Below are 23,953 nucleotides of genomic sequence, written 5' to 3'. Positions count from 1 at the left end.
TGGGACCCCTACAGAAGTTCGCGAAGTTGCTTCATCAAGTCCGCCGTGACGCGAACACCATCCGCTTCGGCGGCAGCACGGTTCTTCAAGCGGCCATCTCCGGGAACGCGGGCATCCCCGTTACCTTCAATCTCAGCGCAGATGCGTTGGACATAGCCTTCAAATGCGGCATTCCCGAAACGCGCCGGATCAATCGCGATCAACGTTGAACCGCCCTTGATATTCAAGGCACCGTGCGCTTCGCGGTTGGCATTGTCCACGGACAATGTTCCACCGGCCAGTGCCGCGCCAAGAACTTCGATCAGGAAGGCGATCGCCGCGCCTTTGTGCTCGCCAAACGGCAACAGACTGCGGGTCTCCAAAATCGCGTTGGGATCGCTGGTTGGCTGACCGTTCGGGTCAAGCCCCGCAGGGCGCGGCAATTCGTGCCCTTCGGCCGCGGCCATCCGGATGTCCATCAGCGCAACCATTGACGAGGCCTGATCCCAAACAACCGGCGCACGACCCGGTCGCGGGCAAGCAAAGGACATCGGATTGGTGCCGAAAACAGGGCGGATGCCGCCTTGCGGCACCACCATCGAGAGCGAGTTCACAACACCTAGCGCGACCAGCCCAGCGTCCGCCAGCGGACCTGTATCGAAACGTAGTGCCCCCAGATGGTGGCAATTGGCACAAGTAAACGCGGCAATACCATTCGCGCGCGCCATTTCAATAAGCTCGTCTCGCGCTTTGGCGGCCACGATCTGGTAATAGCCATTGTCACCATCTCCGCGCAGAACCCCCGGTGCGATCCGTTCGACACTCGGGTCGGCCTCGGGGTTGGCATATCCCGAAGAAAAGCTCTGCGCATAAACAGGTAACATCCTTAACCCATGGCTACGCGGGCCGTCGCGCTCGCTCATCCGCACAAGCCCGGCCAGAACCGTGCTGCCATGTTCATCCATGCCTGCTGCCACAAGGACAGATTTTGCCAATTCCTCTACTTCGTCGAGTGAGAGAGCGATCGTCGAGTTATCGGCCATGTGCCTAATCCTGTCGTTGGTTGAGGAAACGGGTACATAAGTACCCGCTTGCAGATCTGTTTAGGCGCTGTATTTCACCCGCTTCTTAGCGACGAATTCATCCAACGCCCCGCGCTGATCGTCCGGCATTGGTGGCTGGACGTAGGTGTTCAGCATACGCTGCGCCTCTTCCGTGCCAACGGTTTCTGCGGTTTTAGCACCTTCTGCTTCCCACTGTTCAAAACTGTCATTGTTTTGCAAGTGGTTCATATGCATTGGGTTTTCGCGCGTATGGTCAGTACCAAGGAAGTGCCCACCCGGTCCGATTTTGTCAATGTCGCCCAGCAACGTGTCCAGATTTTCCTCTTGCAGGCCGCTGAAGAAACGGTGGAAGTTCTCCAACTGCAACGCGTCCTGCACCCATTTTGAGTAGCTGACCCCAAGCGCGCCTTCTAGGAAGCCTGCTGAGTGTACGATGTAGTTTGCGCCACCCAGCAGCACCGGCCACATGGTGTTTGCGGTGTCGAACGCAGCCTGCATATCCGGGGATTTCGATCCGGTCCACATGGTACAGGTCCGCCATGGCAAACCATAAAACCGTGCCATCTGCCCCACCAGAAGGTTCATTAGCCCGGGTTCCGGAGAGCCCATCATCGGTGCACCTGTCTTCATCGAAACGCCCATGATTGCCACCCCCAGCACCATCGGGGCTCCGCGCCGGATGATCTGGCTGTAGGCCATACCGGCCAGAGATTCTGCAATCAGCAGCGCGACACCACCCTGCGGGCTTGCAGGTGTGCTCGCCCCGGCAAGAACAAAGGGCGACAGCAGGCAGGGCTGGTTGGCGGCGGCATAGACGCGTAGGCTCTGCAACATGGTCTCATCCCAGACCAACGGTGTGTTGCAGTTCAGCAGGGCTGCCATCACCACATTGTTGTCAACAAACTCCTCACCAAACACGATGCGAGTCATCTCTACCGAGTCCAACGCTGCCTGTTCGGATAGAACTGAACCCTTGATAGGTTTGTCGGTCAGCGTCAGTGCGGCATGAACCAGCTCCAGGTGGCGTTGCGGGACGGGTACGTCCTGCGGCTCGACCGGCAAAATACCCGGCACCATCATCGACTGACTCATCTGACTGAGTTTGAAGAAGTTATGCGCATCCTCCAGCATCGAAGGGCGGCGCACACCATCCAGACCATAGACAAATGGCGCGCCATACGCATTGGCAAAGACCGAATGCCGATTGCCCACCCGCAGCGAGCGTTCCGGGTTGCGCGCGGCATAGCCCCATTCCGAGGGAACGGCCGAGATCAGGTCCATCAGCATCTCGCGCCCGATGCGCACTCGCTCACCCTGCACATCCGCACCGTACTTCTTCCAATCAGCTAAGGCCACCGGATCGCGGAACTCAATCCCTGTGGTTTCAAGTATAGTCATGGCCGCGTTGTGGATTTTCTCAACGCCTTCGGGACCAAGCAGATCAATCGGACCAACTTTGCGGTTCAGCGTCGACAAGTAGACAGGGGGCGGGTTGGTGCGAGCCTTGACCCGCGCGGCACGTCCACCGCCACGGCCCGAGCGTGCTTTGACTTCTGCCATCTCAAATCCTCCTGATCAGGCGCGCGCGCGGGCGCTGGCGGGATCAACGGCGCAGGTATCGATCACTTCTGCCTCGCGCATTTCATTGTGGATGAGCACCTGCATTTTGGTGCCGGGTACCGTCATCTCGTATGGAACCAGCGCCATCGCAAGGTCGTGGTTGCAGTAATACGAGAACCCGCCCGAAGTGACGCGTCCGATCAGCTTGCCATCGGCATAGACACCTTCGTCAAACATCACCGAGGTGTCGCAGAACGGCAGCTTCAGTGTGACCAGTGTGTTGTATCCACCCTGCAGCTGCTGCTTTTGCAGCGCGGCTTTGCCGACGAAATCACGTTCCGCCACCTGCCCGCCGATCTTCTCGGTCATTGCAACGAAACGGCCCAAATCGGCCTCATATGGGGTCAGGTCCTTGCAGATTTCGCGGTTGATCGCGCGATAGGATTTCTCAAGCCGCATCGACTCCAACGCTTCAAGCCCGAAGGGTTTCACACCCGATTTCAGCAGCAAATCAACGAGGTGGCGATTGTACCCGACCGGGTGGTGCAATTCCCATCCCAACTCACCGGTGTAGGAGACGCGCAACAAGTGCACGCCTTTGGCATAGCCCACCTCGCCCATCTGTGCCGACAGCCATGGGAATGCTTCGTTCGACAAATCATTATCGGTCAATGGTTGCAGGATGTCCCGTGCCTTGGGCCCGGCCAGTGCGATCACGCCCAGCTGTTCTGAGATATCCTCGATCACCACCGAGCCATCACCTGGCAGCACGCGCTGTAACTGATCCCAATTGTAGGCTCGCCAGTTCGGCGTCGATATCAGGTAGAAATCGTCGTCGGCATAGCGCACGATTGTGTACTCCGCATCCATGCCGCCCTTATCGTTCAACATCAGCGACAAGGTCATGCGGCCCACCTTGGGCAGCTTGTTGGCCATCAGGCTATCCAGCCATTTGGCTGCACCCGGTCCACGCACTGTGAACTTGGTCATCGGCGACATTTCGATGAAGCCAGCCTCTTCACGGGTGGTGCGCACCTCTTCCTGAACACGCTCCATATGGTTGGTGCGGCGGAAACTGTGTTCGGGGATCGCCTCTTCGGGCGATTTGGCAAACCAGCGAGGAAATTCGTAGCCGTTAAAGCTGGTCCAAACCGCGCCCTGAGCAGTCAAAAGATCATATGACCCCATGGTCTTCATCGGGCGCGCATCCGGGAAGTCCTCACCCGGAACATGCGCATCCATATGGGTGCCCCATGTCTCGCGCACCTTATCCATGGTCCAACGTTTTGAGGCGTAGTCCGAGAATCGACGCGGGTCGAGCTCCGACATATCCATGCCCGGATCGCCATCGACGATCCATTTGGCCAAACGGTTACCAACGGTGCCGCCCCAGAGGATGCCACCAGGCATGCCTTCGGCCAGCCAAAGGTTCTCATGCCCCGGTGCGGGTCCGGCCAGAGGCAGCTCGTCCGGGGTCATCTGGAACGGGCCACGGGTGTTGGCCTTGATCCCAACTTCACCCAAGGTCGGCACACGTTCGATGGCGCGTTCCCATTGGGTTTCCACGGCATCAAAATCCTCGGGCAACAGATCGGCCCCGAACTCGGGCGGGACACGATCCTCGGCGAATAGTTTGAGGTCTTTGGTGAATTCATACGGCCCGAACTGGATCCCGCCCACATCTTCGCGCAGATAAGCGCCGTAGTCCTCATCCCGCAGGATTGGGAATTCGGGCAAGCCTTGCGCCCGGCGCTCTTTCAACAGCGGCACCGTCTCGGTCGTCCAATACTGGTGAACGATCGGGATACATGGCAGGTCCAGCCCCACGCGGCGCGCATTTTCGCGGGCGTAGTTGCCGGTGGCAAAGATCAGATGCTCGCAGGTGATCTCACCCTGATTGGTGGTCACTTTCCAGTGGCCATTGTCCAGCTTCTCATAAGCCTGCGCTTCGGTGTTCTGGTATACCTTGGCGCCGGCATCCCGCGCGAGCTTGGCCAATGCCATAGTAATGTCGGCGGGATTCACATAGCCGTCTTCCGTGTGCAGGATACCACCCCGAATATCCGGGCTTTGGTTCAGCAAGGGATGAACCTCGGCAATCTCCTCTGGCGTCAGCAGCTTACAAGGCACGCCGGCGGCTTCGGCGATCGAGATATAGGACTGGAACTCATCCCAGCGCTTTTCGGTATTAGCCACCCGCAGCTGTCCTACCTTACGCAGTCCGACCGAACTGCCCATCTTCTCTTCCACCTCGGTGTAGATGCGGATGGTTTCCATCGTCATCTTCGACACGTTGTGCGACCGCACAAAGGTCACTAGCAAACCAGCCGCATGCCACGTCGAACCCGAGGTCAGTGTGGTGCGCTCCAGCATAACGGCATCAGAGCATCCATGTTCGGTCAGCCCATATAGAATTGACGCCCCGACGCATCCGCCACCGACAACCACGACTTTTGCATGTGACTGCATACTGCAACTCCTTCAAATTGTGCACGACCAACCGGGGATCGAATTGCATGAGGAAAGATCGATATGATGTCCAAGGGGCTTGAGGACCCTTGGCACATCCCTTGATCATGTCTCAAACGGTTGTGGCGAATTTTCACATTGAACTGCTGGCGGGCAATTGCAAAAAGATTCACTCTGCATAAGATGAACTAAGCCAAATCGCTGCTGATTGCGTTCTTATTATCGGGTTTTCAACTTGTCACAGGTCAAAACATCTTGCCCAACCGCCCATATGATCTTCCGCCCCTAAGCTCTCTGATCAGCTTTGAAACCGCAGCGCGGCATGTGAGTTTCAAAACTGCTGCTGAAGAGCTGAATGTTACGCCCGCAGCGATCAGCCATCAGGTCAAAGCGCTTGAGAACGAGCTGCAATGCGCGCTGTTTCTGCGCCATCATCGCGGCGTCGAACTTACCGAAAGCGGAGCCTATTTGCTGGTCGCCCTTCAACGTGGCCTTGAAGGGATCAGCGAGGCCCTTGGGCAGTTGCGCCGACAGTATGACCACAAAGGCGTGACGATCCGTTCCTCTACGGCGGTCAGCTCGCTTTGGCTTACACCACGGCTTGCCCAGTTTTGGAAAACGCATGGCCATGTTTCTGTGACACAAGTTGTGACCGATCTCGGGGTCGATACCTCAAAATGTGATCTAAGCATTCACTACGGTGATACACGCCGCGATTCAGGGATTATCAAGACCTTGTTTCACGACAACATCATGGCCTTATGCAGCCCTCGGTTTGCGAAACAGAACCCAATCGAGCATGTCGGCGAGATCGCCAAAGTGCCGCTCATCCATCTTGATGCACCAGATACCGGTTGGACCGATTGGCGGGCCTGGACCCGTAAACTGGGCTATGAAGGCCCGCTGAATTCCGCGCATCGGGTCAACAATTACACGATTGCGCTTCAGGCCGCTCAGGACGATATGGGCGCAGTGCTGGGATGGGAGGGACTGACCTCGGAGCTGACCGCATCCGGAAAACTGGTCAGACTGTTGCCGCAAACCATCTCATCGCAACTGGATTTCTACGTGAAACTACACAACACCTCATCCGACCGAGCCAAGCTTGTGTTCAAGTGGCTCGGCCAAGCGGTTGACGGAAAGGTTTAAACTCGGCTCAGACCTGATCAGGACGAAATATCTTGGGAGCGAAGATCGAGGGCCTTACCGTTGATTTCTCGCTGTCCTGAATAAAAGCAAGAACACAAACACCGATCCGATTGAAGTTGTGACGATCCCCACCGGCAATTCCTGCGGAGCCAGCAGAAGCCTGCTGAGAATGTCAGAGCCGGTCAACAAGGCAGCACCAACCATAGCGGCGGTAGGTAGAAGGTTTTTGTGCAGGGGACCTGCGATCCCGCGTGCAATATGCGGCACCATCAGACCGACAAAACCAATCACACCGGCTACGGAAACAAACACGGCCGTTGCCAAAGCTGCGGTGAAAAACATGCTGAACCGCAGACCCCGAACCGGCACACCCAGAGTAGCGGCAGTCAAATCCCCGGTCAGCAGCGCATCCAACCAGCGGCTGCGATAAAGCGAATAGCTCAGGATCAGCAGCAGACCGATGCACACCAGCGGGAACGTCTCCCAACGGGCCAGGCCCAGCCCCCCCAGCATCCAGAAGATGACAGAATGGGCGGCGCGGCTATCACCGGCGAAGATCAGATAGTTGGTGATGGCCGAAAACAAAAACGACACAGCCAGACCCGCAAGGATCAGCTTCTCCGGTGCGCTGGTGCGAAGCCCATGAACCAGCGCCAGCACGATGCCCGACGCCACAAGACCGCCGCAAAAGGCAGCCAGAGGCAGAGTCCAGAAACCCAGAATATCTCCGGTCACGGTAATTACAAACACCGCCCCCGCTGCCGCGCCCGAGGACAGGCCGAACAGAAATGGATCGGCAAGGTCATTACGTGTGGTCGTTTGCAGCACCACGCCAACGATGCCCAGCCCGGCACCGATCACGGCTGCAAACAACGCGCGGGGCAATCGCAGGTCGAATACGATCCTATGCAGCGGCGACATCTCTCCGTCCTGCAACCCCGTACCGCGCAATATCGCGGTGAAGGTGTCGGACAAAGGAATCGAGGTTGTGCCGTAGATCGTGGAAATCAGCAAAAGGGCGGTCAGAACGACCGCCCCCAGCAACAACGTCAGGCCCAATCGGCCCATATCAGCTCTGACCCGGATGCATCGCGCGCGCCATCTTCGAGATCGCTTCGATATTTGCCGGTCCCGGCGTTAGCTCTTCGTAGCGCAATCCGATCCAGCGTTCGTTCTTGACGGCATCAGTCTGCGACATGACGGGATGTTCCTGCAGGAACTTGAAGGTGTCCTCGGCGCCATTGCCGGTCTGATAATCCAACAAAACCAGTAATTCCGGGTTCGATGCGGCAACGGCTTCCCACGAGGTGCGGCCCCAGCTCGTGTCCATGTCATGAGTGACGTTTTCACCACCGGCGGCTGTGATCATCGCATCGGGAATCGCGAATTTACCGGCGGTAAACGGAGCATCTGCAGGACCATCCAGAAGAAAGACGCGGGGCTTGGGCAGTTCAGCAGTCTTGGCTTCGATCGCTGCCAGCTGCTCTTTCCAGCCCGAGACCAGAGCCTCGGCCTTGTCTTCGACTTGCATCACCTTGCCCAAGCGCAACACATCGCCAAACAGAAGATCCATGCTGGCTTCGGGGCGATCCTTGTCCAGATGGACACAGCTTTCCGTTAGAACCAAGGTCTTGATTCCGAACGGTTCCAATGTATCTGGGGTCACATCACCACCCGGCTTCATGCCATAGTACCAACCTGCAAAGAACAGGTCGGGTTCAACCGCCACCAGGTTTTCGACGGTCGGATATTTCGGCGCAAGCTCGGGGATGTCGCCGCGCAGGGCATCAAAATCAGGGCTGGTCTTGTACCAGCCGGTGATGCCGGTCAGGCCGACGATCTTGTCCTGCAGACCCAATGCAAAGGCCATATCGGTCATGTTCATGTCATGCACAACCAGGCGCTCGGGCGCGGTATCAAAAACCAGCGGTTCGCCGCAGTTGTCTACGGTGACTTCTTGCGCAGCAGCACCGCTTGCCATGGCGGTGGCCAACGCCACGGGCCAGATGTATTTCATCTCAGTGTGTTCCTTCGACTAAGTTGAGACTGTGGTTCTTCGAATATCAAGCGCCGGGATCACGCGGCCTTCGTGGAGAAAGCAGAGGAAATCAACGCCAAAAGTTTCGCGGACTCTTTCGGGTGTCAGCACCTTGTCCACCGACCCAAACTCGATCATGCGGGTCGATTTCATCAGCGCCACGTGTGTGGCGAATTCGGGGATCATGACCAGATCGTGTACGATCATGACCACGGTGATCCCAAGCTCGGCGACCAAAGACAGCATCCGCCCTTTTGCATCAGGATCCAGATGGTTGGTCGGTTCGTCCAGAAACAGCAACGAAGGGTTCTGCGCCAAAGCACGCGCGATATGGGCACGCTGACGTTCGCCTCCGGACAGTTGGGCCATGCGCTTGTCCGCGAGATTGGCGAGACCGGTCAGGTCTAAAATCCGGTCCAGCTCTTGCGCGTGGCCTTCGGCAGAGCGGTCCGCACGGATGGGTATTTGCCCCAGCGCAACATAATCGCGCAACGCCAAGCGTCCATCGGGCAGTTCCTGCTGACCTACCACTGCAATCATGCGCGCACGCTCTTTGGCGGAGAGCTGTTTCAGACTGCGTCCTTTGATCCGAACATCGCCAAGTGCCAGCGGCTCAGCGCCGCACAACAGATTGAGAAGCGTCGTTTTCCCCGCCCCGTTCGGGCCGGCGATGGCTAGAATGGAACCCTCGTCCAACTCGAACGAGACGCCCTGCAACAGGACATCTCCGTTAAGGGCATAATACTCAAGGTTTTCGGCAATCAGAAAGGGTGGCAACGTCATTGCGATGCCCCCTGTTCGATCCGCGGCATGCGCGAGAGGGTTTTATTGAACAACGCCTGCGGGCGATCAGTGGCATTTGTCCAGCCATCCGGGCTTTCACGATACTGCGCTGCAAACTCAGCCAGCGCCTGCACCTCATCCGCGGTCTGAATGCCACCAAAAAGGTATTGCGCCTTTCCTACGGCCTGGAACCCAACCGTTCTGGGACTATCGCAGCCTGCCATGCAAGATGACGCGCGGATCGCAAAGCCGCGAGGTAATTTCCCAGTCAACGCATCGCAAATTTCATCAAGGCGCAGCCCTTCAGTGCAGCTTTCGCAGACTAGAATGAAATGATCAGGCGTATCTGGCATGGTCCACTCCACTTGTTTCCAAGCGCACGCGGAAGCTGCCGACAATGTAAACACGCGATTGACGCGCCATCAAAGCCTCCTTCCAGGACGCCCCGCCCCGGGTTGGTTAAACATCTGATGGCAGGTCTCCTGACTTGCGGGTCCGCGCTCGGCCAACCTTCCCGATCCTGTGGACCAGTGGCTGTTTGGCCTTGCTCACCGCTTACAGTTGCGGGGGCAGTTACGGAATTGGCACCTTTTGGCAAGCCTCACCGTATTCCCTTTTCATCCCGCGGCAACACCACCGGGAACCATCAATCGATTGAGTGCCCGAGAACACCGGACACGTCAATGATAAAGTCGAAGGCACCCAACTCTGGTCGAGGATCGAGCTCCGCCAACCACGTGTCCGAAGCACCAACCGAATAGCTTGGGCTGCGCGCCGAATTTGTCTGGCCACGGCTGTCCATAGTTGGTGTGTTTGGAAATTAGACAATCTGAGGTAAGCTGAACAAATTTAGAGGTTTAGCTTTGTCAGCACCTTACCCCTGTTTGATCATTGCCTGGGTTTATCCAAGGAGACGGTTCTTTGACACATGTTTCGCAAAACGCATTGCCGCCGGATATTGTTGATGATGTCATTGACCACAATCTCGAGGCCGTTGCACGGTGGAAAGGCCATCGCTTAAGGGCTCAGCATGGGCGCAGTCACGGGTGCGTGGCTGCAATATTCACCGTCAGAAACGATCTACCAGAACAGTTCCGTCACGGCCTGTTTGAACAGCCCGCAGCCTATTCAGCCGCACTTCGCTTTTCCAACGGCGCGCATCTGGATGACCGGAAATCGGATGCCCACGGGATGGCGATCAAGCTTTTTGACGTGCCAGGCCCCAAGCTGATCGACGCCGAGGCACTTGCGCATCTGGGGACCACACAACTCAGCGACGAGTTCGATTTCGTATTGGTCGATCAGGATGTGTTTCCCAGCTACGTCCCCGATGAATATGAGCGATTGGGCAGGCTTGTCGCCACATTACAAGCGGTCCAGCACGCGATCAAAGGGCGACGAAAATGGAGCCTTAGGTTGATCACCAAAGGGCTGCGCGCAGGATTTCGCGCCTTCCTCACTCGTGAAGGCAAGCGTCAGTTTCGCGTCGCGAGTGATTTTGCCTCGAACTATATGCACTCGCCTTTTGAGGTCCATTTCTGGTCGACAACACCGTATCGGCTGGGCCCCGATCTAACAGTCCGATACCTGGCCCGCAGCGCTAAACCAAAAATTCCGGCACATCCGGTAGACGACCCAGATGGGATCGGGCAGTGTTTGCGGCAAGACGTGGCCGATGGAGATAATCACTTCGAGCTGTGTGTGATTGAGCCCCCGCGCCCGGCCGACGAATTCGATGTGCTAGACAATCGCATCCGGTGGGCATGCGATCCGCAACCAGATGCACCTCTTGATCCGTACCATCATACCGTCACGCCCGTGGCGGATATCACGATTCCCAAAGGTGCAGAATTTGATCCGCAGAATGGCGACGCGATGAGCTTCTCGCCCTGGCGTGTCACGGCAGATCACGAACCTTTAGGACCGATTAATGCGATCCGGCTCAGAACCTATCTGAGCCTGGCCCGCGCCCGGTTCCCGAATCGATGACCAAACGGAGATGTATTGATGCTGGACGTTGATGATCTGATCAAACTCGGATTCAAGATCTCCCCACCCGTTACGAGTTATTTGGCCGCGATCAGGCTTGCAAACGCCGCGAAGATCCACCGACCGCGGCCCTATACGATGGGCGCAGACTACACGACATGGCCCGGCGTGTTTTCCCATCGCTGGATCGGTCGGCATACAACGCCAGAAGACCTCTCACCCGTCCTGCCGTCGGAAAGCGAAGTTGCTGATCTCTTTCACCGACGGACACAAGTGGATGGCAGCCCGCTTACCTTGATGTGCCCGCAAGGATCGACACTATTGTTTATCTCGGCCGCACAATGGTTTACCGACAGTTTCCTTCGCACCTTTGGGGCGAAAGGACCGGTTGATCAGACGGATTCGAACCACGAAGTCGATCTGTGCCAAATCTACGGGCTGAACGATTTTCAGACCGACATGCTGCGCGAACGCGATCCCGATACCAATGAACTAACCCACCGGCTGGCCTTTCGTCTGGATACACAGGGCGAGATGTGGGCTCCGAAGCTGTTTCAAAAAAACCAATCCGGTGGTGTTAAGCTAGCACCCCCTTTTGATGGCAGTCTCGCCACTGGCGAGAATTGCGGAAAGCCGTTGCACGATCCCTGCAAGCTGTGGAATGCGGTGAAACGGGCGCATCCGGGTCTCAGCGATCACGCAATCGACCAGCTACTGCTCGATTTTCATGCAACCGGGCTCGATAATGGCAATGGTACGATAGGCTATATCACGATCAATACACTGATGTTGCGCGCCCATAACACCTTTGCCGATCTGTTGTGGCGCGAAAAGCGCGGCATATCAGGCTGGGATAAAGAGCGTGTGTTCCAGACTACACGCTGCACCTTGATCGCATTGCTGATCAAGCTTGTGCTTGAGGACTACATCGCCCACATCGCCAATATGCCTTTCAAACTACCCGTTGGCGTCAATCGCTGGCAACCGTGGCATCATTCCAACCAGATCGCGATTGAGTTCAATTTGCTCTACCGCTGGCATTCGATGATCCCCGAGCGATTCATAATCGACGGCGCACAGGTTGGCCCGGAGGGGTTCAGATTCAATCCACGACTGGTCGAACAAACAGGCTTGGCGGAAATGATCCGATCATTGTCGCGCCAACCTGCGGCCCGCATGTCGCTGCGCAACACGCCCGATTTCCTGTTCCAAAGGCCTGCGCCCGGTGCTCCTGCCCCTGTCGAAGCTACAATTGCCCTGACGCGTAAGGCGCGTCTTCCGTCGCTGAACACTTATCGTCATCATTTCTGCCGCAAACCGCATTCAAGCTTTACTGAGATGATTGGTGATCAGCCGTTTGCGGAAGAATTGATTGCCGACCTGAGCCGGCTCTATTGCGACGTCAATAGGGTCGAGTTGTTCCCTGGTCTCTTTGCGGAACAGCACAAGGGCGATGTGATCATGGGCGATCTGATGACATCGATGGTGGCGTATGACGCGATCACGCAGCTTATGAACAACCCGATGGTATCCAAAAATTTGTACTCGGCTGAGACTTTTTCAGAGAAAGGTTTTCAGTTGCTGAAGAAAACTTCGTCATTCTCGCAGGTGGCGCGTTTTGTTGGCTTGGACCTGCAACCCGAAGACTGCACTTTAGGTCGACGTCCCGGCGGGACCTAAGGCGCGACCGCGCTCTCTTCCAGCTCAGTAATCCGCGCGGCAATTTCCGTATCGGCTGGCCGGATGCAGGCAAGATCACTCAGCGCGCGCAATTCATACAGCGCCGCGCCCTGATCATTTGCCACGGCTATAGCTTCACGCAAAGCCGCCTCAGCCGCGCCGAACGGACTACCTTGTTCCAGTAGAAGAGCCGCCTTTATCCGGTGGATTTCAGCCTCATAGTTCCGCTCGTCAGTGTTTTCTGCACATGTCAGACCAGCCTCCACCGCATCCAACCCTTTCTGAATCTCACCCAGAGCAAGATAGCCCCGTGCGAGCTCGGCGTTGACGAGCACGCCAGCCGCCTCGGCACCCGTTGCGTGCATCCTTCCCCAAGCGGCCTGCAGCATGGCCACGCCCTCTGTGGCCTCGCCGGTTCTGATGGCAGCCCCGGCAAGATGGGCCGTCGCAACAGCTTGGTAATAAGGGCCGCCCTTGTCCTGAACAGCCGCGCTCAGCGCCTTGGCCATGCGCGCATAATCCGGGTGGTCCATCTGCATGTGGATTTCGGTCAACCAATGCATTGCATTTGCAATGATCAAGGGCTGGCCCGACGCCATCGCGGCGTCAACTGCCCGCTTGGCTTTGGCGAGTGCCACCTCAGTTTTGCCCTGAAAGCTGTCGACCAGCGCGCTCATACTCTCGATTTGTATCACGGCTGCAATATCGGGGCTGTTTCCAGCTTCGGCGCAATGCGCATCCGCATGAGACGCCGCTTGTTCCAGAGCTGCTGCCGCATCCTGAAACCGACCGCGCGGGGATAGCGCGGCCCCACAGATGTAGTTTCCAACCATTCGGGTGTGGTGATCGTCATACGCATCGATGATCGCTTGCCCCCATTGCTCGGCGTTCTGGTAATCACCTTTGACCATTGCAGCGGTAAACAGACCCCTGCCCGCGCGCACAAGAGTACGCCTGTCGCCCAGCTTTTCAGCCAGTTCAAAACTGCGCCCAAAGGCATCGATTGCGGGCTTGGCACCATAACCGACATGCACGCGCTCGGCAGCGGCCAGAAGGAATTGCAAGTTCAATTCAGCTTTATCGCGTTGGTCTGCGGGCAACTCGTCCAACAGCCGCAATCCGTTTCGGGCATGCTGAGCCCCTTCGCGATTTGCGTGCCGCCTCAGGTTCAGCCGCGCGGCCTCCGACCAGGCGGCCACCGCCTTCGTTGTTTCACCGGCCAGTTCCCAGTGCCGCGCTATTTGTTCAGGCTGTCGGGCGGCTTCCGGTTGGGCGGCAAGGGCTTCTGCCGTGCGTCGATGCAAATGAATGCGACGGTCCCGCACAAGGCTTTGATATGCCGCCTCACGCACCAATTCATGGCGGAACCGCCAGATCATTTCTGCGTCGTCATTCGCGCCGGGCAGATGTTGCAAAATACCCGTGGCGGCGAGCCCAAAGATCGCGTCTTCGGACTCGTCTTCAGTCAGTTCACTGATCTGAGCCAGCAAAGGCGCCCCAAAGGCACCACCAATAACAGCGGCCTCGATCGCGGCACGTCGGAGTTCTCCGACCTCGTCAACCTGTTGCGCCAGGAGGTCATGCAAGGTGGCGGGAATGTTGTCCACGATACGTTCAGGCGACGCAGCGATGGCGGCAGAGCACTCCTTGATGAAAAGGGGCACGCCATTGCCCCGCGCCAAAATCTGCGCCGTGGTGCGGTCGTCAAGGCGCTCACCCGAGGCCGCCTTGGCCAGTTCTGACGATGTCGCATCATCGAGCGGTGGAAGCGACAATTGCTCAAGAGACGGTATGCTCTCTTTGATCGCTGATGGCGCCGGCATCCGCGAAACCATCAACATCAGGACGGGAAGTGATGTCAGATGCTCGGCCACGTCGCGCAGCACCGAAAGGGTCGATGGGTCGACCCATTGCATATCCTCAACCACGACAAGCACCGGCCCCTCTCGGCTGAGTTTTTGGTAGACGCGGATGAATATGTCACTCAGTTGCGCGCGCAGTTCGTCCTCACTGGTCGTCCCGCTGTCGCCAGGGCCCGGGGCAAGAATGAAATACAGCGTGCGAAGTTGCGCGTCGTCCAGAATATCGCTCAGATGTTCTGACAACCGGTTGCGACGCGCGGCAATATCGTCCTGATTGTGGATGCCGCACCACCGTTCGACCTGTGATATGAAGGGAAAGAACGGTGTGCTGACATGGAACGGGCTGCAGTGATAGGTCACCCATGCCTGCGGCCCGACCGATGAACGCAGATCACGGATCAGGTGCGATTTGCCAATCCCTGCCTCACCCAATATGTGAATCACCCGCCCTCTTCCGGCTTCCACATCTTTCCACGCGCGGCGGAGTTGTCCGCGTTCGGCTTTGCGGCCAAGCAACGGGGTGCGGTTATGGCGGCGTGCCTGATCCTTGCCTTCACCGGTCAATCGATAAACTGGAACAGGCCGGTCGAACCCCGCGAGGTTCTGAACGCCTTGCGGCTCGAACTCCATTTGTTCGGCCCCAAGCGCTCGTGTTGCCGCAGAAACCATTGTTCCACCGGGGGTCGCCAACGACTGAAGACGTGCGGCAAGATTTAGCGTCGATCCAAAAATCGCGTCCGGCTGAATATTGGTCCCAAGCGCGATGTCCCCGACAAGAACTACGCCGGATGCGATCCCAATCCGGCACCTGAGATCGAGCGGACCCGCCATTGCGGGCAGATCAGTATGGATGCGCAGCGCCGCGCGTAGAGCGCGCTCGGCATTATTTTCAGACGCAGCAGGCCAACCAAAGGCGACGAGGATACCGTCGCCCACGATCTGCAGCACCCTGCCCCCGAACTCATCGGCAATTTGTTCGACCAGTTTATGATAACGTAATGTCGTAGACAGCAAGTCTTCGGGCTCAAGCATTTGAGCCAATACCGTGGACTCGACAAGATCCACCATCATGACAGTCAGATGGCGGTGCTCCATCGCGCCAAGATCAGTTTCCGGGCCGGTGGGGTGCAGCACCATCAGCGCGCTCCGCGACCGGCGCTCATGCGGCGTGGAGATGCAGGGCCAACGCCTTTCCCGGAACCCAAAAACGAGAACATGCCCCCCATCGCGAAGCCTTAAAATAATTAACAGATTGCACGCGCCGCCGCTCGACACCACGAAAACTGATTGTGAGACTATATGAAGCTTCGCATTCTGGCTATGCCCAACGCCTGCTGAAGCGAAGAAGTGCCTGATATTACATGTAGGATTGAGAATGCGCGCCAGCGGTCGAACGAATGCCATCGTAGGAAATCCGATCTGGCAACGAATCTTGATCGCAACACGCCGTTCTTCGCCGAGACCAGATAGCCAGTTCAACGCAAGCCACGAACAGCACTTGAACAATTCACCACAACAAGCATATTCGGTCGCCAAGAGACAGTCTGATGATTTTGCCCTATCGCCCGCAACACCTCAGAAGTGCCGAGCTGTTGTCGAAAGCAAGCCGGCAATGCCTAGGCGGTTGTAATTATCGAGCCCCAAAAGCTCTTAGTTCAGCGGTTGAAAGAGACCAGGAAATGCGCCATTGGCGAAACCCAAAAGAAGGAATTCGATAAATGCGCATTGCGATGATTGGCACCGGATATGTTGGTTTGGTGTCCGGGGTTTGCTTTTCGGACTTTGGCCATGATGTAATTTGCGTCGATAAATCCGATCGCAAGATCAAGATGCTTCAGGATGGAGAGGTGCCGATTTACGAGCCGGGCCTTGATGTGCTCATGGCCAAGAACGTGGCAGCTGGCCGCCTGACCTTTACCACCGACCTGGCCGCTGCGGTCGACGGCGCGGACGCGGTGTTCATCGCGGTAGGCACACCTACGAGACGCGGGGATGGGCACGCTGATCTGACTTATGTGATGGCCGCCGCCGAAGAAATCGCTCAGGCCATCACCGGCTATACGGTTATCGTAACCAAATCGACTGTCCCGGTTGGCACCAACCGCAAGGTTCATGAAGTTGTCTCGGGTGCAAATCCGAAGGCGGAATTCGACGTCGCATCGAACCCCGAATTCCTGCGCGAAGGCGCCGCAATTGATGATTTTATGCGCCCAGACCGTGTTGTCGTAGGGATCGAAAACGAACGAGCGGCGGATGTCATGGCCGAGATTTACCGCCCGCTTTATCTGCGTGACTTTCCGATCCTGACCACTGATCTAGAAAGCGCCGAGATGATCAAATACGCGGCGAACGCATTCCTGGCGACCAAAATCACGTTCATCAATGAAATCGCCGGTCTTTGCGAGCGGGCAGGCGGCGATGTCAAAGAGGTGGCGCGCGGTATTGGTCTGGATGGGCGGATCGGCAACAAGTTTCTGCACGCAGGCCCTGGCTATGGCGGCTCGTGTTTTCCGAAAGACACCGCTGCACTTGCCCGGATCGGACAGGATTTTGCCCACCCGATGCAGATCACCGAAACCGTCATTCGTGTAAACGATGAGGTCAAGAAGCGGATGATCGAGAAGATCCGGGATGCCTGCGATGACAGCTTCAATGGCAAGACCGTGGCGGTTCTGGGTGTGACTTTCAAGCCCAACACCGATGATATGCGCGACGCACCTTCCCTGACTATCGTTCCCGCCCTGATCGGTGGCGGTGCCCAGGTCCGCGTTGTCGATCCGCAAGGCCGTGCCGAGGGGGAGGCGCTGCTTCCTGGCGTCAAGTGGATGGATGATCCCTACGCCGCGGCCAAAGATGCGGACGTTGTTGTCTTGCTGACAGAATGGAACGAGTTCCGCGCCCTGAACCTGAGCGAGCTGGCAGAGACTATGAGATCCCCCCGCATGGTCGACTTGCGTAATATCTACTCGTCCACGATGGTTCTGGGATCGGGATTTGAGACCTATGTCGGCGTCGGGGTTGGGGATCAGCGTTAGGGCTGGCACCGCCAATGCCTCTCGCCCAAATCAACTGGTTGTGGCAGCCGTCTGATACAGTCGGCGCATGATCAGCGGCGTCAGGTACATCGGTATCTGATAGGCCCCGATGAACACCATGATCGGCGCGGTCACTTCAGGTGGCAGTGCCACGAAGAATATCGCGATGTTCCGGTTTCCGGCGATCAGAGACACAGCCGTAGCCTCGGCACCGGGCATTCGAGTTCGTGTGAATTGGAATGAGACAACCTGAGCCCCAAAGTTGATCAGACAGGCAAACGCGATCCAGAACAGCGCGACACGCGGGTCCACAAGTGCGGTTGCGCTCAATGATGGCATCAGGCCAACAACGAAAACGGACAGAGTAATCGTTGCCGCACCTTCTACGTTCAAAAGCGTAGACTTTGAAGGTTGGCGCAGCACCGTGCGGCGCAATATGACAGCCGCGAGAATCGCTATTGTGATGGTAAAAAAGAGCCGAAGCGCGGTCATCAGGACCGCCCTGAGATCACCCAGTTCCGGCATCAGCCAAAAGATCGGCAACGCGGTCAGCGGCAAAACAGCCGTTCCAACCACGACCAGTCGCATCGCCGGTTCCGCAGAATAGCCCATCATCAGACACATATTGGGGCTGCCGGATATTGATGGGGCTGCAGCCATGACAAGCAATGCCAAAAAAACTGGCGAACCGGTCCATCCGCAGGCAATTCCAATCCCAACGACAGACAACGGCAAAACCAATTGAAAGGCGGCAATCGTTCCCGCAACTTTTCGCAGGTCAACCAGCGAACCCACAATGGCCCCCGGCTGCATTCGCAGCAGCGTCAAAAACAGCAGGAGCATGACCAAGGGCGGTAAGAGAGGCCGCATCGGTGCGGCCAGCCCCGGCAGCAGAAGGCCTGCGGCAAGGCCCGATACTAACACATATGGGCCGTGACGCGCCGCGAGGTGAAGCGGGTTCAACGGCGTCTACCCACCGGGGCTTTGACGCAGGTTTTCGGGCAGCCACGTCGCCAACTCGGGGAACCAGATCAGAACGAACACCATCAGCACCATGATCAGGAACATCGGGATCGCAGCGCGGGCGATATAGCTCATTTCATGATTGGTCATGCCCTGCATCACGAACAGGTTGAAACCGATGGGCGGTGTGATCTGCGCCATCTCGACAACGACCACGATGAAGATCCCGAACCAGATCAGATCGATCCCGGCGTCCCGGATCATAGGCTCGACAACAGCCATAGTCAGCACAACCGAAGAAATCCCATCAAGGAAGCAGCCCAGAATGACGTAGAAAACCAGCAGAACCATGAGCAGTTCGAACCGGGTCAGTTCCCACCCCGCGATCAAATCCGCAAGCCCCCTCGGCAGGCCGGTAAAGCCCATCGATAGTGACAGGAACGCAGCGCCTGCAAGGATCAGGGCAATCATGGCGCTGGTGCGGGTCGCGCCCATCAAACTTTCAGTGAAGGTCTTCCAGTTCAACGATCCCTGCCCTGCTGCCAGTAGCAGTCCGCCAATCACACCGAAAGCCGCCGCCTCGGTCGCCGTAGCATAACCCAGATACATCGATCCGATTACCACCATGATCAGCAGGATCACTGGCAACAGAAAGCGAGAGTTCTTAACCTTTTCGGAAAAGGTCAACTTGCTCTCGTCGTTGGGGTTCCAGTCTTTGCCAACTTTGGAATAGATGGCGACATAGCCCATGAACATGGCAGCCAGCACAAGACCGGGTAGGATGCCTGCAAAGAACAGCTTGGTGATGGACTCGTTGATCGTAACGCCGTACACGATCAACGTTAGCGACGGTGGGATCATTAGTCCAAGTGTTGCCGCGCCGGTCAGCGTGCCGATGACCATGCGTTCGGGATAGTTGCGCTTTCGCAGTTCCGGGATCGACATCTTGCCAACCGTGGTCAACGTCGCGGCAGATGACCCCGATACCGCGGCAAACACCGTACAGCCTACGATATTCGTGTGGACCAGCCCGCCGGGCAAAGGTGCCATCCACGGCGACAGGCCTTTGAACATGTCTTCGGACAATCGCGTTCGGTAGAGGATCTCGCCCATCCAAATGAACATCGGCAAGGCGGTCAGCGTCCAGGATGACGAAGCCGACCAGATCGTCGTGATCATCACATCACCCACCGGGCGCGTCGTGAACAGCTCCATCCCGACCCAGGCGACGCCCATCAGGGCCAGCCCGACCCAGACACCGGTGCCCAGCAAGGTGAAAAGGACAAAGAGGAAGAGGATAATAACGGATATATTTTCCATGCTCTTACTCTCCGTGGCTCTGATCGGCCAGATCACGGGTGATGCGGTGATCACCCTTGAACAGGACATGGAACAGGTGATCGGTCAGCGCGATGGCCAGAATGACCGCTCCGATCAGCATGGTAGATTGCGGTATCCAAAGGGAGGTTTTATCTTGCCCCTGGCTGATATCGTTGAACTTCCAGCTCCAGTACACAAAGCGATAGGCATACCAGCAGAAATACCACATGACCGCCGAACCAATCGCAAAGCACCAGATTTCCAGAATTCTGCGAAAGCCATCGGGAACCGCATTCAGGAGAATGGAGACTCTAATATGGCTGCCTCGGTTCAGGGCGTTGGCGAAGGCCAGAAAAGACGCAGCGGCCATCGCGTATCCAGCATAGTCCGGCGCGCCGGGAAAAACTTCGCCGGTCCAACGGGCCAGCATTTGCACCACAATGAGCACCAGAATGGCAATCAGGCTGAGCGCCGCCAGAACCCCTGCTGCCAGATAAATGAAATCCAGTACGGACCTGAGCCCTCGCATTGCCGCCATGCTGTCCCCGCTGTGCTTTTTGTGGATTGGGAGCAGGCGGCAGGATGAACTGCCGCCCGCATTCGAACGATTATTGAGAGTTAAACGCGTCGACGATGGCTTTGCCTTCGTCACCGGCGGCCTCAAGCCATTCGTTGGTCATGGTGACACCGATTTCTTTAAGCTCATTCGTCATCTGTTCGGATGCAGGACCAACTGTCATGCCGCCATCGCGCAGACCCTGAAGCGTAAAGCCGGTATATTCCTTGGCACGCCAGTTACCTGCATACTCGGCCAGTTCCGCACAGCCTTTGATGACGTTCTTGTTCGCATCCGAGACACCGGCCCAGACGTCTGAGTTGACCATCACGTAGTTGCGCGGCAGCCAGGCATCCACTTCATAGAAGTAGTTCAGACTTTCCCAGACCTTCCGGTCATAGCCGGTCGACCCGGACGACACCATGGAATCCGCTACTCCGGTGGCAAAGGCCTGGCTGATCTCAGCCGCCTCGATGGTGACGGGCAGCATACCAGTCAGTTCGGCCAGGCGTGAGGTGGCGTTGTTATAGGAGCGGAACTTGATCCCCTCCATATCCGCAACCGAGTTCACTTCGTTCTTGAAATAAAGCCCTTGCGGAGGCCACGGCACTGCATAAAGCAGGGTCAGGTTCTGTTCAGCCAACAGCTTTTCAATCGAAGGTTTGGCGGCATCCCAAAGCTTGGCGCTATCATCGAATGACGTGGCCAGGAACGGGATGGAATCAAAGCCGAACAGCGCGTTTTCGTTCTGGTGCCCAGACAGCAGACGCTCACCAATCGGGGCTTGCCCGGTCTGGATCGCACGCTTGATGTCGGCACCTTTGAACAGCGAGCCGGAAGGGTGCGTGACAATCTCAATCTCACCACCGGTTCCTGTGGTGACACATTTGGCGAACTCCGCGCCCGTGGCCGAGTGGAAGTTTGATGCCGAATAGGCCATCGGCATGTCCCATTTCTCAGCCATTGCAGGTGCGGCCGCGGCGGCTGTCAGAGCGGTTGCCGCCAGAAGGCTTGTCAGTTTTTTCATCATGTTTCTCCCTGTTGAGTTTTGAGACGCCGGCGTTCTTCGCCAGTCATTTCTATGTTGCGAAACGTGAGGGCGCGTAGACGCTCATGTCAGTGTTCGGTGTTCTGCCCGCAATCATCTGGGCCAGAAGTCGCCCCGTTTTCGGCCCGCCTGTCAGGCCAATGTGATGGTGCCCAAAGCCCATATACGCACCGCTGATCCCCGGAGCCTCACCGATAATCGGGATCGAGTCGGTTGGTGCTGGGCGGTGCCCCATCCATTCCACTTCCTCCTTCCATGTCAAACCCGGGAAGGCCACCCGGGCATTCTTGCGCATCAATTCAAACGGCGCGCGTGAGGGTGGCGCATCAAGTCCGCCAAACTCCACAATGCCCGCCAAACGAATGCGGCCATCCATCGGTGTGGCGACAAATTTGCCAGAAACCACCATGACCGGACTGCGCGGCATGGCAGAAGGCTCCACCAATTCAAGATGATAGCCGCGTTCGGTTTCAAGGGGAACAGAAATGCCCAAAAGCTTAGCCAAAGGCCCCGACCAAACGCCCGCAGTTACAATTGCCGTATCACACGCGATGGTTTCGCCTGCCGCCCGTATACCGGTTACGCGACCATTTTCCTGAACCACGTCATCGACCGCTGCACGTAGGATTGTGCCCCCATGTGCCTCGACATACGCCGCCAGATCTTTGACGTACCGACCTGGATCCGTGATATGGCCATGATCCGAAAGTTTCGCCGCAAAACCGATATCTTCACTATAGACCGGGTCGTAGGCGTGAAAGCCCGGGCCTTCCAATTCGTCCCATGTGAATCCGTTTCTGCGCCGAATGTCCCAGCCAAACGCATCATCATTGAAATGCGCGCGGTCCTTGTACAGGAACAGATAGTCAGACGGCACGATCCACTTTTCAGCGCCTGTGCCCTCGGCCAACGCTTTGTGGTCGTTCAGGCTATCGCCAACAATTGGCGTCAAAGCTGACGCGATGCGTTCCACATCTGATGCATTCGCATGACTCAGATAGCGGGTTAGCCAAGGGATCAGCTTTGGAAGATACCCCCATCTCAGGAACAACGGCTGAGACGGGCTTAGCAGCATTTTGGGCGCCTTCCGGAGCAGCCCTGGAACAGTCACCGGAACAATCGAGCAGGACGCCAGCACGCCCCCATTGCCATGTGAGGTGCCCTCTCCCGGTCCGGCCTTGTCGATCAGGATTACCTCGTGACCATCCCGCTGCAGCCATACCGCAGCAGACACGCCAACGATCCCGGCGCCGATGATCGCTATGGTCTTCTTCTCGCTCATGCCCCCACCGCCTTGGCCACTGCATAATGCTCAAGCTTGGTTACATCAGGCCTGTTGCCGAGCCCGGGTGCGTCAGGAACTACAACTTCGCCGCTGCTTACTTGGAAGGGGCTTTCAAGAATGTCTTCTTTCAGGAAGTAGGAGGCTTGATAGAACTCGCAGCCCAACGTTATCTCAGGTGTTGCAGCAATCATATGTGTGCCTGCCAGATGCGCCAATCCGGCCTCGAACATATCACCGCCATAGGCTGTCAAACCATGTGCAGCAGCGATACGGGCCACAGTCTGGCCTCGCGTCGGGCCACCTGATTTCATGATTTTCACTGAAACCCCGTCACAGATACCGTCACGCGCTGCCCGTTCCATGTCTTCGGGGCCAAAGACGCTCTCATCAGCCAGAAGTGGGACGTCAATCATCTGTCGCAACTTGCCCATCATGCTGAATTGATGAGCGCGGACAGGTTGCTCAATGAAATCCGGAGCGAATTGCGCAACATCGCGAACCTGTGCCGGTGCATCCTCGATACTGAGTCCCTGATTGTAATCAACACGAACCCTGAAATCCGGATGGTTCTGCGCGAGATACTCCAACCGCATGATATCGAAGGCGTGATCTTTGAACCCGGTCTTGAGCTTTACAATCCGAACGCCATCGGCCTGCAATTGTGACAGCAGCACAACATCCTGAGCAAAATCCGGGTTCGCAATTGAGCAACTGAGTGGAATGGTTGCCCGGCACTTCCCGCCCAGCAGAGACCAAACAGGAACCCCGCTGATTCTGCCCGCAAGATCCAGCAAAGCGGTTTCCAATGCAGCTTTCGCCTCGGTGCAATGAGCCACGGCATAAGCTGCCTGTGCCATGATCGCTGAACGATCACCCACTCTGGCTCCAACCACAAGAGGGCGCAAATAGCGATCAAGGGCTGCATAAGTGGCCTCTGGGGTGCCCGTGAAGACAGACCAGGGAGAGGCCTCTCCAAATCCTTCATTGCCGTCCTCGGATCTCAGCCGTAGGACGACTACTTCGCATATTCCTTCGACGGACCCGATGCCATGATCACGGCGAGACGTCACGGGCAACTCAAGATGCCAGAGATCATAGCCGATTATTTTCTGTGTCAGATCGCCCATTGCACCCTCTGCCAATGGCCAAAGCCTGCCTTGACGGGGATATCAT

Annotated in this window: 19 protein-coding genes and 1 riboswitch; of the genes, 4 read left to right on the top strand and 15 right to left on the bottom strand. The window is 57.1% G+C overall.

Annotation, left to right across the window (positions count from 1 at the left end):
- Window positions 1-8: 8 nt before the first annotated feature.
- The 3 genes from ACRZ96_RS17795 to ACRZ96_RS17785 are packed head-to-tail and all read right to left on the bottom strand — an operon-like array spanning window position 9 to window position 5,072.
- On the bottom strand, window positions 9-1,022 hold the full coding sequence (locus ACRZ96_RS17795; protein ID WP_170596667.1) for an Ldh family oxidoreductase: 1,014 nt from the start codon (window positions 1,020-1,022) through the stop codon (window positions 9-11).
- A 60-nt stretch (window positions 1,023-1,082) separates the two neighbouring features.
- Window positions 1,083-2,603 carry a trimethylamine methyltransferase family protein gene (locus ACRZ96_RS17790; RefSeq protein WP_480814892.1) on the bottom strand — a complete coding sequence of 507 codons (1,521 nt, stop codon included), beginning with the start codon at window positions 2,601-2,603 and terminating at the stop codon, window positions 1,083-1,085.
- Between the two features lie 15 nt (window positions 2,604-2,618).
- Window positions 2,619-5,072 (bottom strand): GcvT family protein, encoded by a 2,454-nt coding sequence (locus tag ACRZ96_RS17785; protein ID WP_480771741.1) that lies wholly within the window; start codon window positions 5,070-5,072, stop codon window positions 2,619-2,621.
- 255 nt (window positions 5,073-5,327) lie between these two features.
- Here ACRZ96_RS17785 and ACRZ96_RS17780 point away from each other — a divergent pair, with 255 nt between their 5' ends.
- Complete coding sequence (locus tag ACRZ96_RS17780) at window positions 5,328-6,221, top strand: LysR substrate-binding domain-containing protein (RefSeq protein WP_480705989.1); 894 nt, start codon at window positions 5,328-5,330, stop codon at window positions 6,219-6,221.
- A 54-nt stretch (window positions 6,222-6,275) separates the two neighbouring features.
- On the opposite strand, the gene ACRZ96_RS17775 is transcribed toward ACRZ96_RS17780, so the two are convergent.
- The 5 genes from ACRZ96_RS17775 to ACRZ96_RS17755 form a co-directional block, all read right to left on the bottom strand.
- Complete coding sequence (locus ACRZ96_RS17775) at window positions 6,276-7,289, bottom strand: iron ABC transporter permease (RefSeq protein WP_170509083.1); 1,014 nt, start codon at window positions 7,287-7,289, stop codon at window positions 6,276-6,278.
- A 1-nt stretch (window position 7,290) separates the two neighbouring features.
- A complete protein-coding gene (locus ACRZ96_RS17770; RefSeq protein ID WP_480771740.1) occupies window positions 7,291-8,238 on the bottom strand; it encodes an ABC transporter substrate-binding protein in 948 nt (315 codons plus the stop codon).
- Between the two features lie 18 nt (window positions 8,239-8,256).
- Entirely contained in the window at window positions 8,257-9,042 is a 786-nt protein-coding gene (locus ACRZ96_RS17765; protein WP_170562123.1) for an ABC transporter ATP-binding protein, read from the bottom strand.
- On the bottom strand, window positions 9,039-9,395 hold the full coding sequence (locus ACRZ96_RS17760; protein WP_170562126.1) for a DUF1636 domain-containing protein: 357 nt from the start codon (window positions 9,393-9,395) through the stop codon (window positions 9,039-9,041). Before ACRZ96_RS17760 ends, ACRZ96_RS17765 begins: the two co-directional genes overlap by 4 nt.
- 102 nt (window positions 9,396-9,497) lie before the next feature.
- Window positions 9,498-9,705, bottom strand: a riboswitch (cobalamin riboswitch).
- The gene (locus tag ACRZ96_RS17755; protein WP_480814891.1) at window positions 9,689-9,844 is read right to left on the bottom strand and encodes a hypothetical protein; all 156 of its coding nucleotides are present in this window, start codon (window positions 9,842-9,844) and stop codon (window positions 9,689-9,691) included. It overlaps the preceding riboswitch by 17 nt.
- Window positions 9,845-9,963: 119 nt before the next feature.
- Between ACRZ96_RS17755 and ACRZ96_RS17750 the strand changes: the two genes are divergently transcribed.
- Window positions 9,964-11,031: a catalase family protein gene (locus ACRZ96_RS17750; protein WP_480735131.1), complete on the top strand. Its 1,068-nt coding sequence runs from the start codon at window positions 9,964-9,966 to the stop codon at window positions 11,029-11,031.
- Between the two features lie 18 nt (window positions 11,032-11,049).
- Window positions 11,050-12,711 carry a peroxidase family protein gene (locus ACRZ96_RS17745; RefSeq protein WP_480814890.1) on the top strand — a complete coding sequence of 554 codons (1,662 nt, stop codon included), beginning with the start codon at window positions 11,050-11,052 and terminating at the stop codon, window positions 12,709-12,711.
- Here the strand turns inward: ACRZ96_RS17745 and ACRZ96_RS17740 are convergent.
- Window positions 12,708-15,710, bottom strand: coding sequence for an ATP-binding protein (locus ACRZ96_RS17740; protein WP_480705980.1), 3,003 nt, complete (start codon window positions 15,708-15,710; stop codon window positions 12,708-12,710). The two genes, ACRZ96_RS17745 and ACRZ96_RS17740, sit on opposite strands and share 4 nt — an antisense overlap.
- Before the next feature lie 581 nt (window positions 15,711-16,291).
- Between ACRZ96_RS17740 and ACRZ96_RS17735 the strand changes: the two genes are divergently transcribed.
- On the top strand, window positions 16,292-17,608 hold the full coding sequence (locus ACRZ96_RS17735; RefSeq protein ID WP_170801565.1) for a UDP-glucose dehydrogenase family protein: 1,317 nt from the start codon (window positions 16,292-16,294) through the stop codon (window positions 17,606-17,608).
- A gap of 30 nt (window positions 17,609-17,638) precedes the next feature.
- Here the strand turns inward: ACRZ96_RS17735 and ACRZ96_RS17730 are convergent, their stop codons facing one another.
- The 6 genes from ACRZ96_RS17730 to ACRZ96_RS17705 form a co-directional block, all read right to left on the bottom strand.
- On the bottom strand, window positions 17,639-18,451 hold the full coding sequence (locus tag ACRZ96_RS17730) for a hypothetical protein (protein WP_480791142.1): 813 nt from the start codon (window positions 18,449-18,451) through the stop codon (window positions 17,639-17,641).
- Window positions 18,452-18,577: 126 nt separating this feature from the next.
- Window positions 18,578-19,891, bottom strand: coding sequence for a TRAP transporter large permease subunit (locus ACRZ96_RS17725; RefSeq protein ID WP_170393803.1), 1,314 nt, complete (start codon window positions 19,889-19,891; stop codon window positions 18,578-18,580).
- Window positions 19,892-19,895: 4 nt separating this feature from the next.
- Window positions 19,896-20,429, bottom strand: a complete 534-nt coding sequence (locus ACRZ96_RS17720) for a TRAP transporter small permease subunit (RefSeq protein WP_170736192.1) — start codon at window positions 20,427-20,429, stop codon at window positions 19,896-19,898.
- Window positions 20,430-20,499: 70 nt separating this feature from the next.
- Window positions 20,500-21,474, bottom strand: a complete 975-nt coding sequence (locus ACRZ96_RS17715) for a TRAP transporter substrate-binding protein (protein ID WP_010441591.1) — start codon at window positions 21,472-21,474, stop codon at window positions 20,500-20,502.
- A 52-nt stretch (window positions 21,475-21,526) separates the two neighbouring features.
- Window positions 21,527-22,777: an NAD(P)/FAD-dependent oxidoreductase gene (locus ACRZ96_RS17710; protein ID WP_480705975.1), complete on the bottom strand. Its 1,251-nt coding sequence runs from the start codon at window positions 22,775-22,777 to the stop codon at window positions 21,527-21,529.
- On the bottom strand, window positions 22,774-23,907 hold the full coding sequence (locus tag ACRZ96_RS17705) for an enolase C-terminal domain-like protein (RefSeq protein ID WP_480771735.1): 1,134 nt from the start codon (window positions 23,905-23,907) through the stop codon (window positions 22,774-22,776). Before ACRZ96_RS17705 ends, ACRZ96_RS17710 begins: the two co-directional genes overlap by 4 nt.
- Window positions 23,908-23,953 lie beyond the last annotated feature (46 nt).

The organism is Ruegeria sp. CF1, assembly GCF_056537445.1.
The sequence above is the reverse complement of the archived record's forward strand: the minus strand, read 5'-3'. Positions and strand labels throughout refer to the sequence as shown.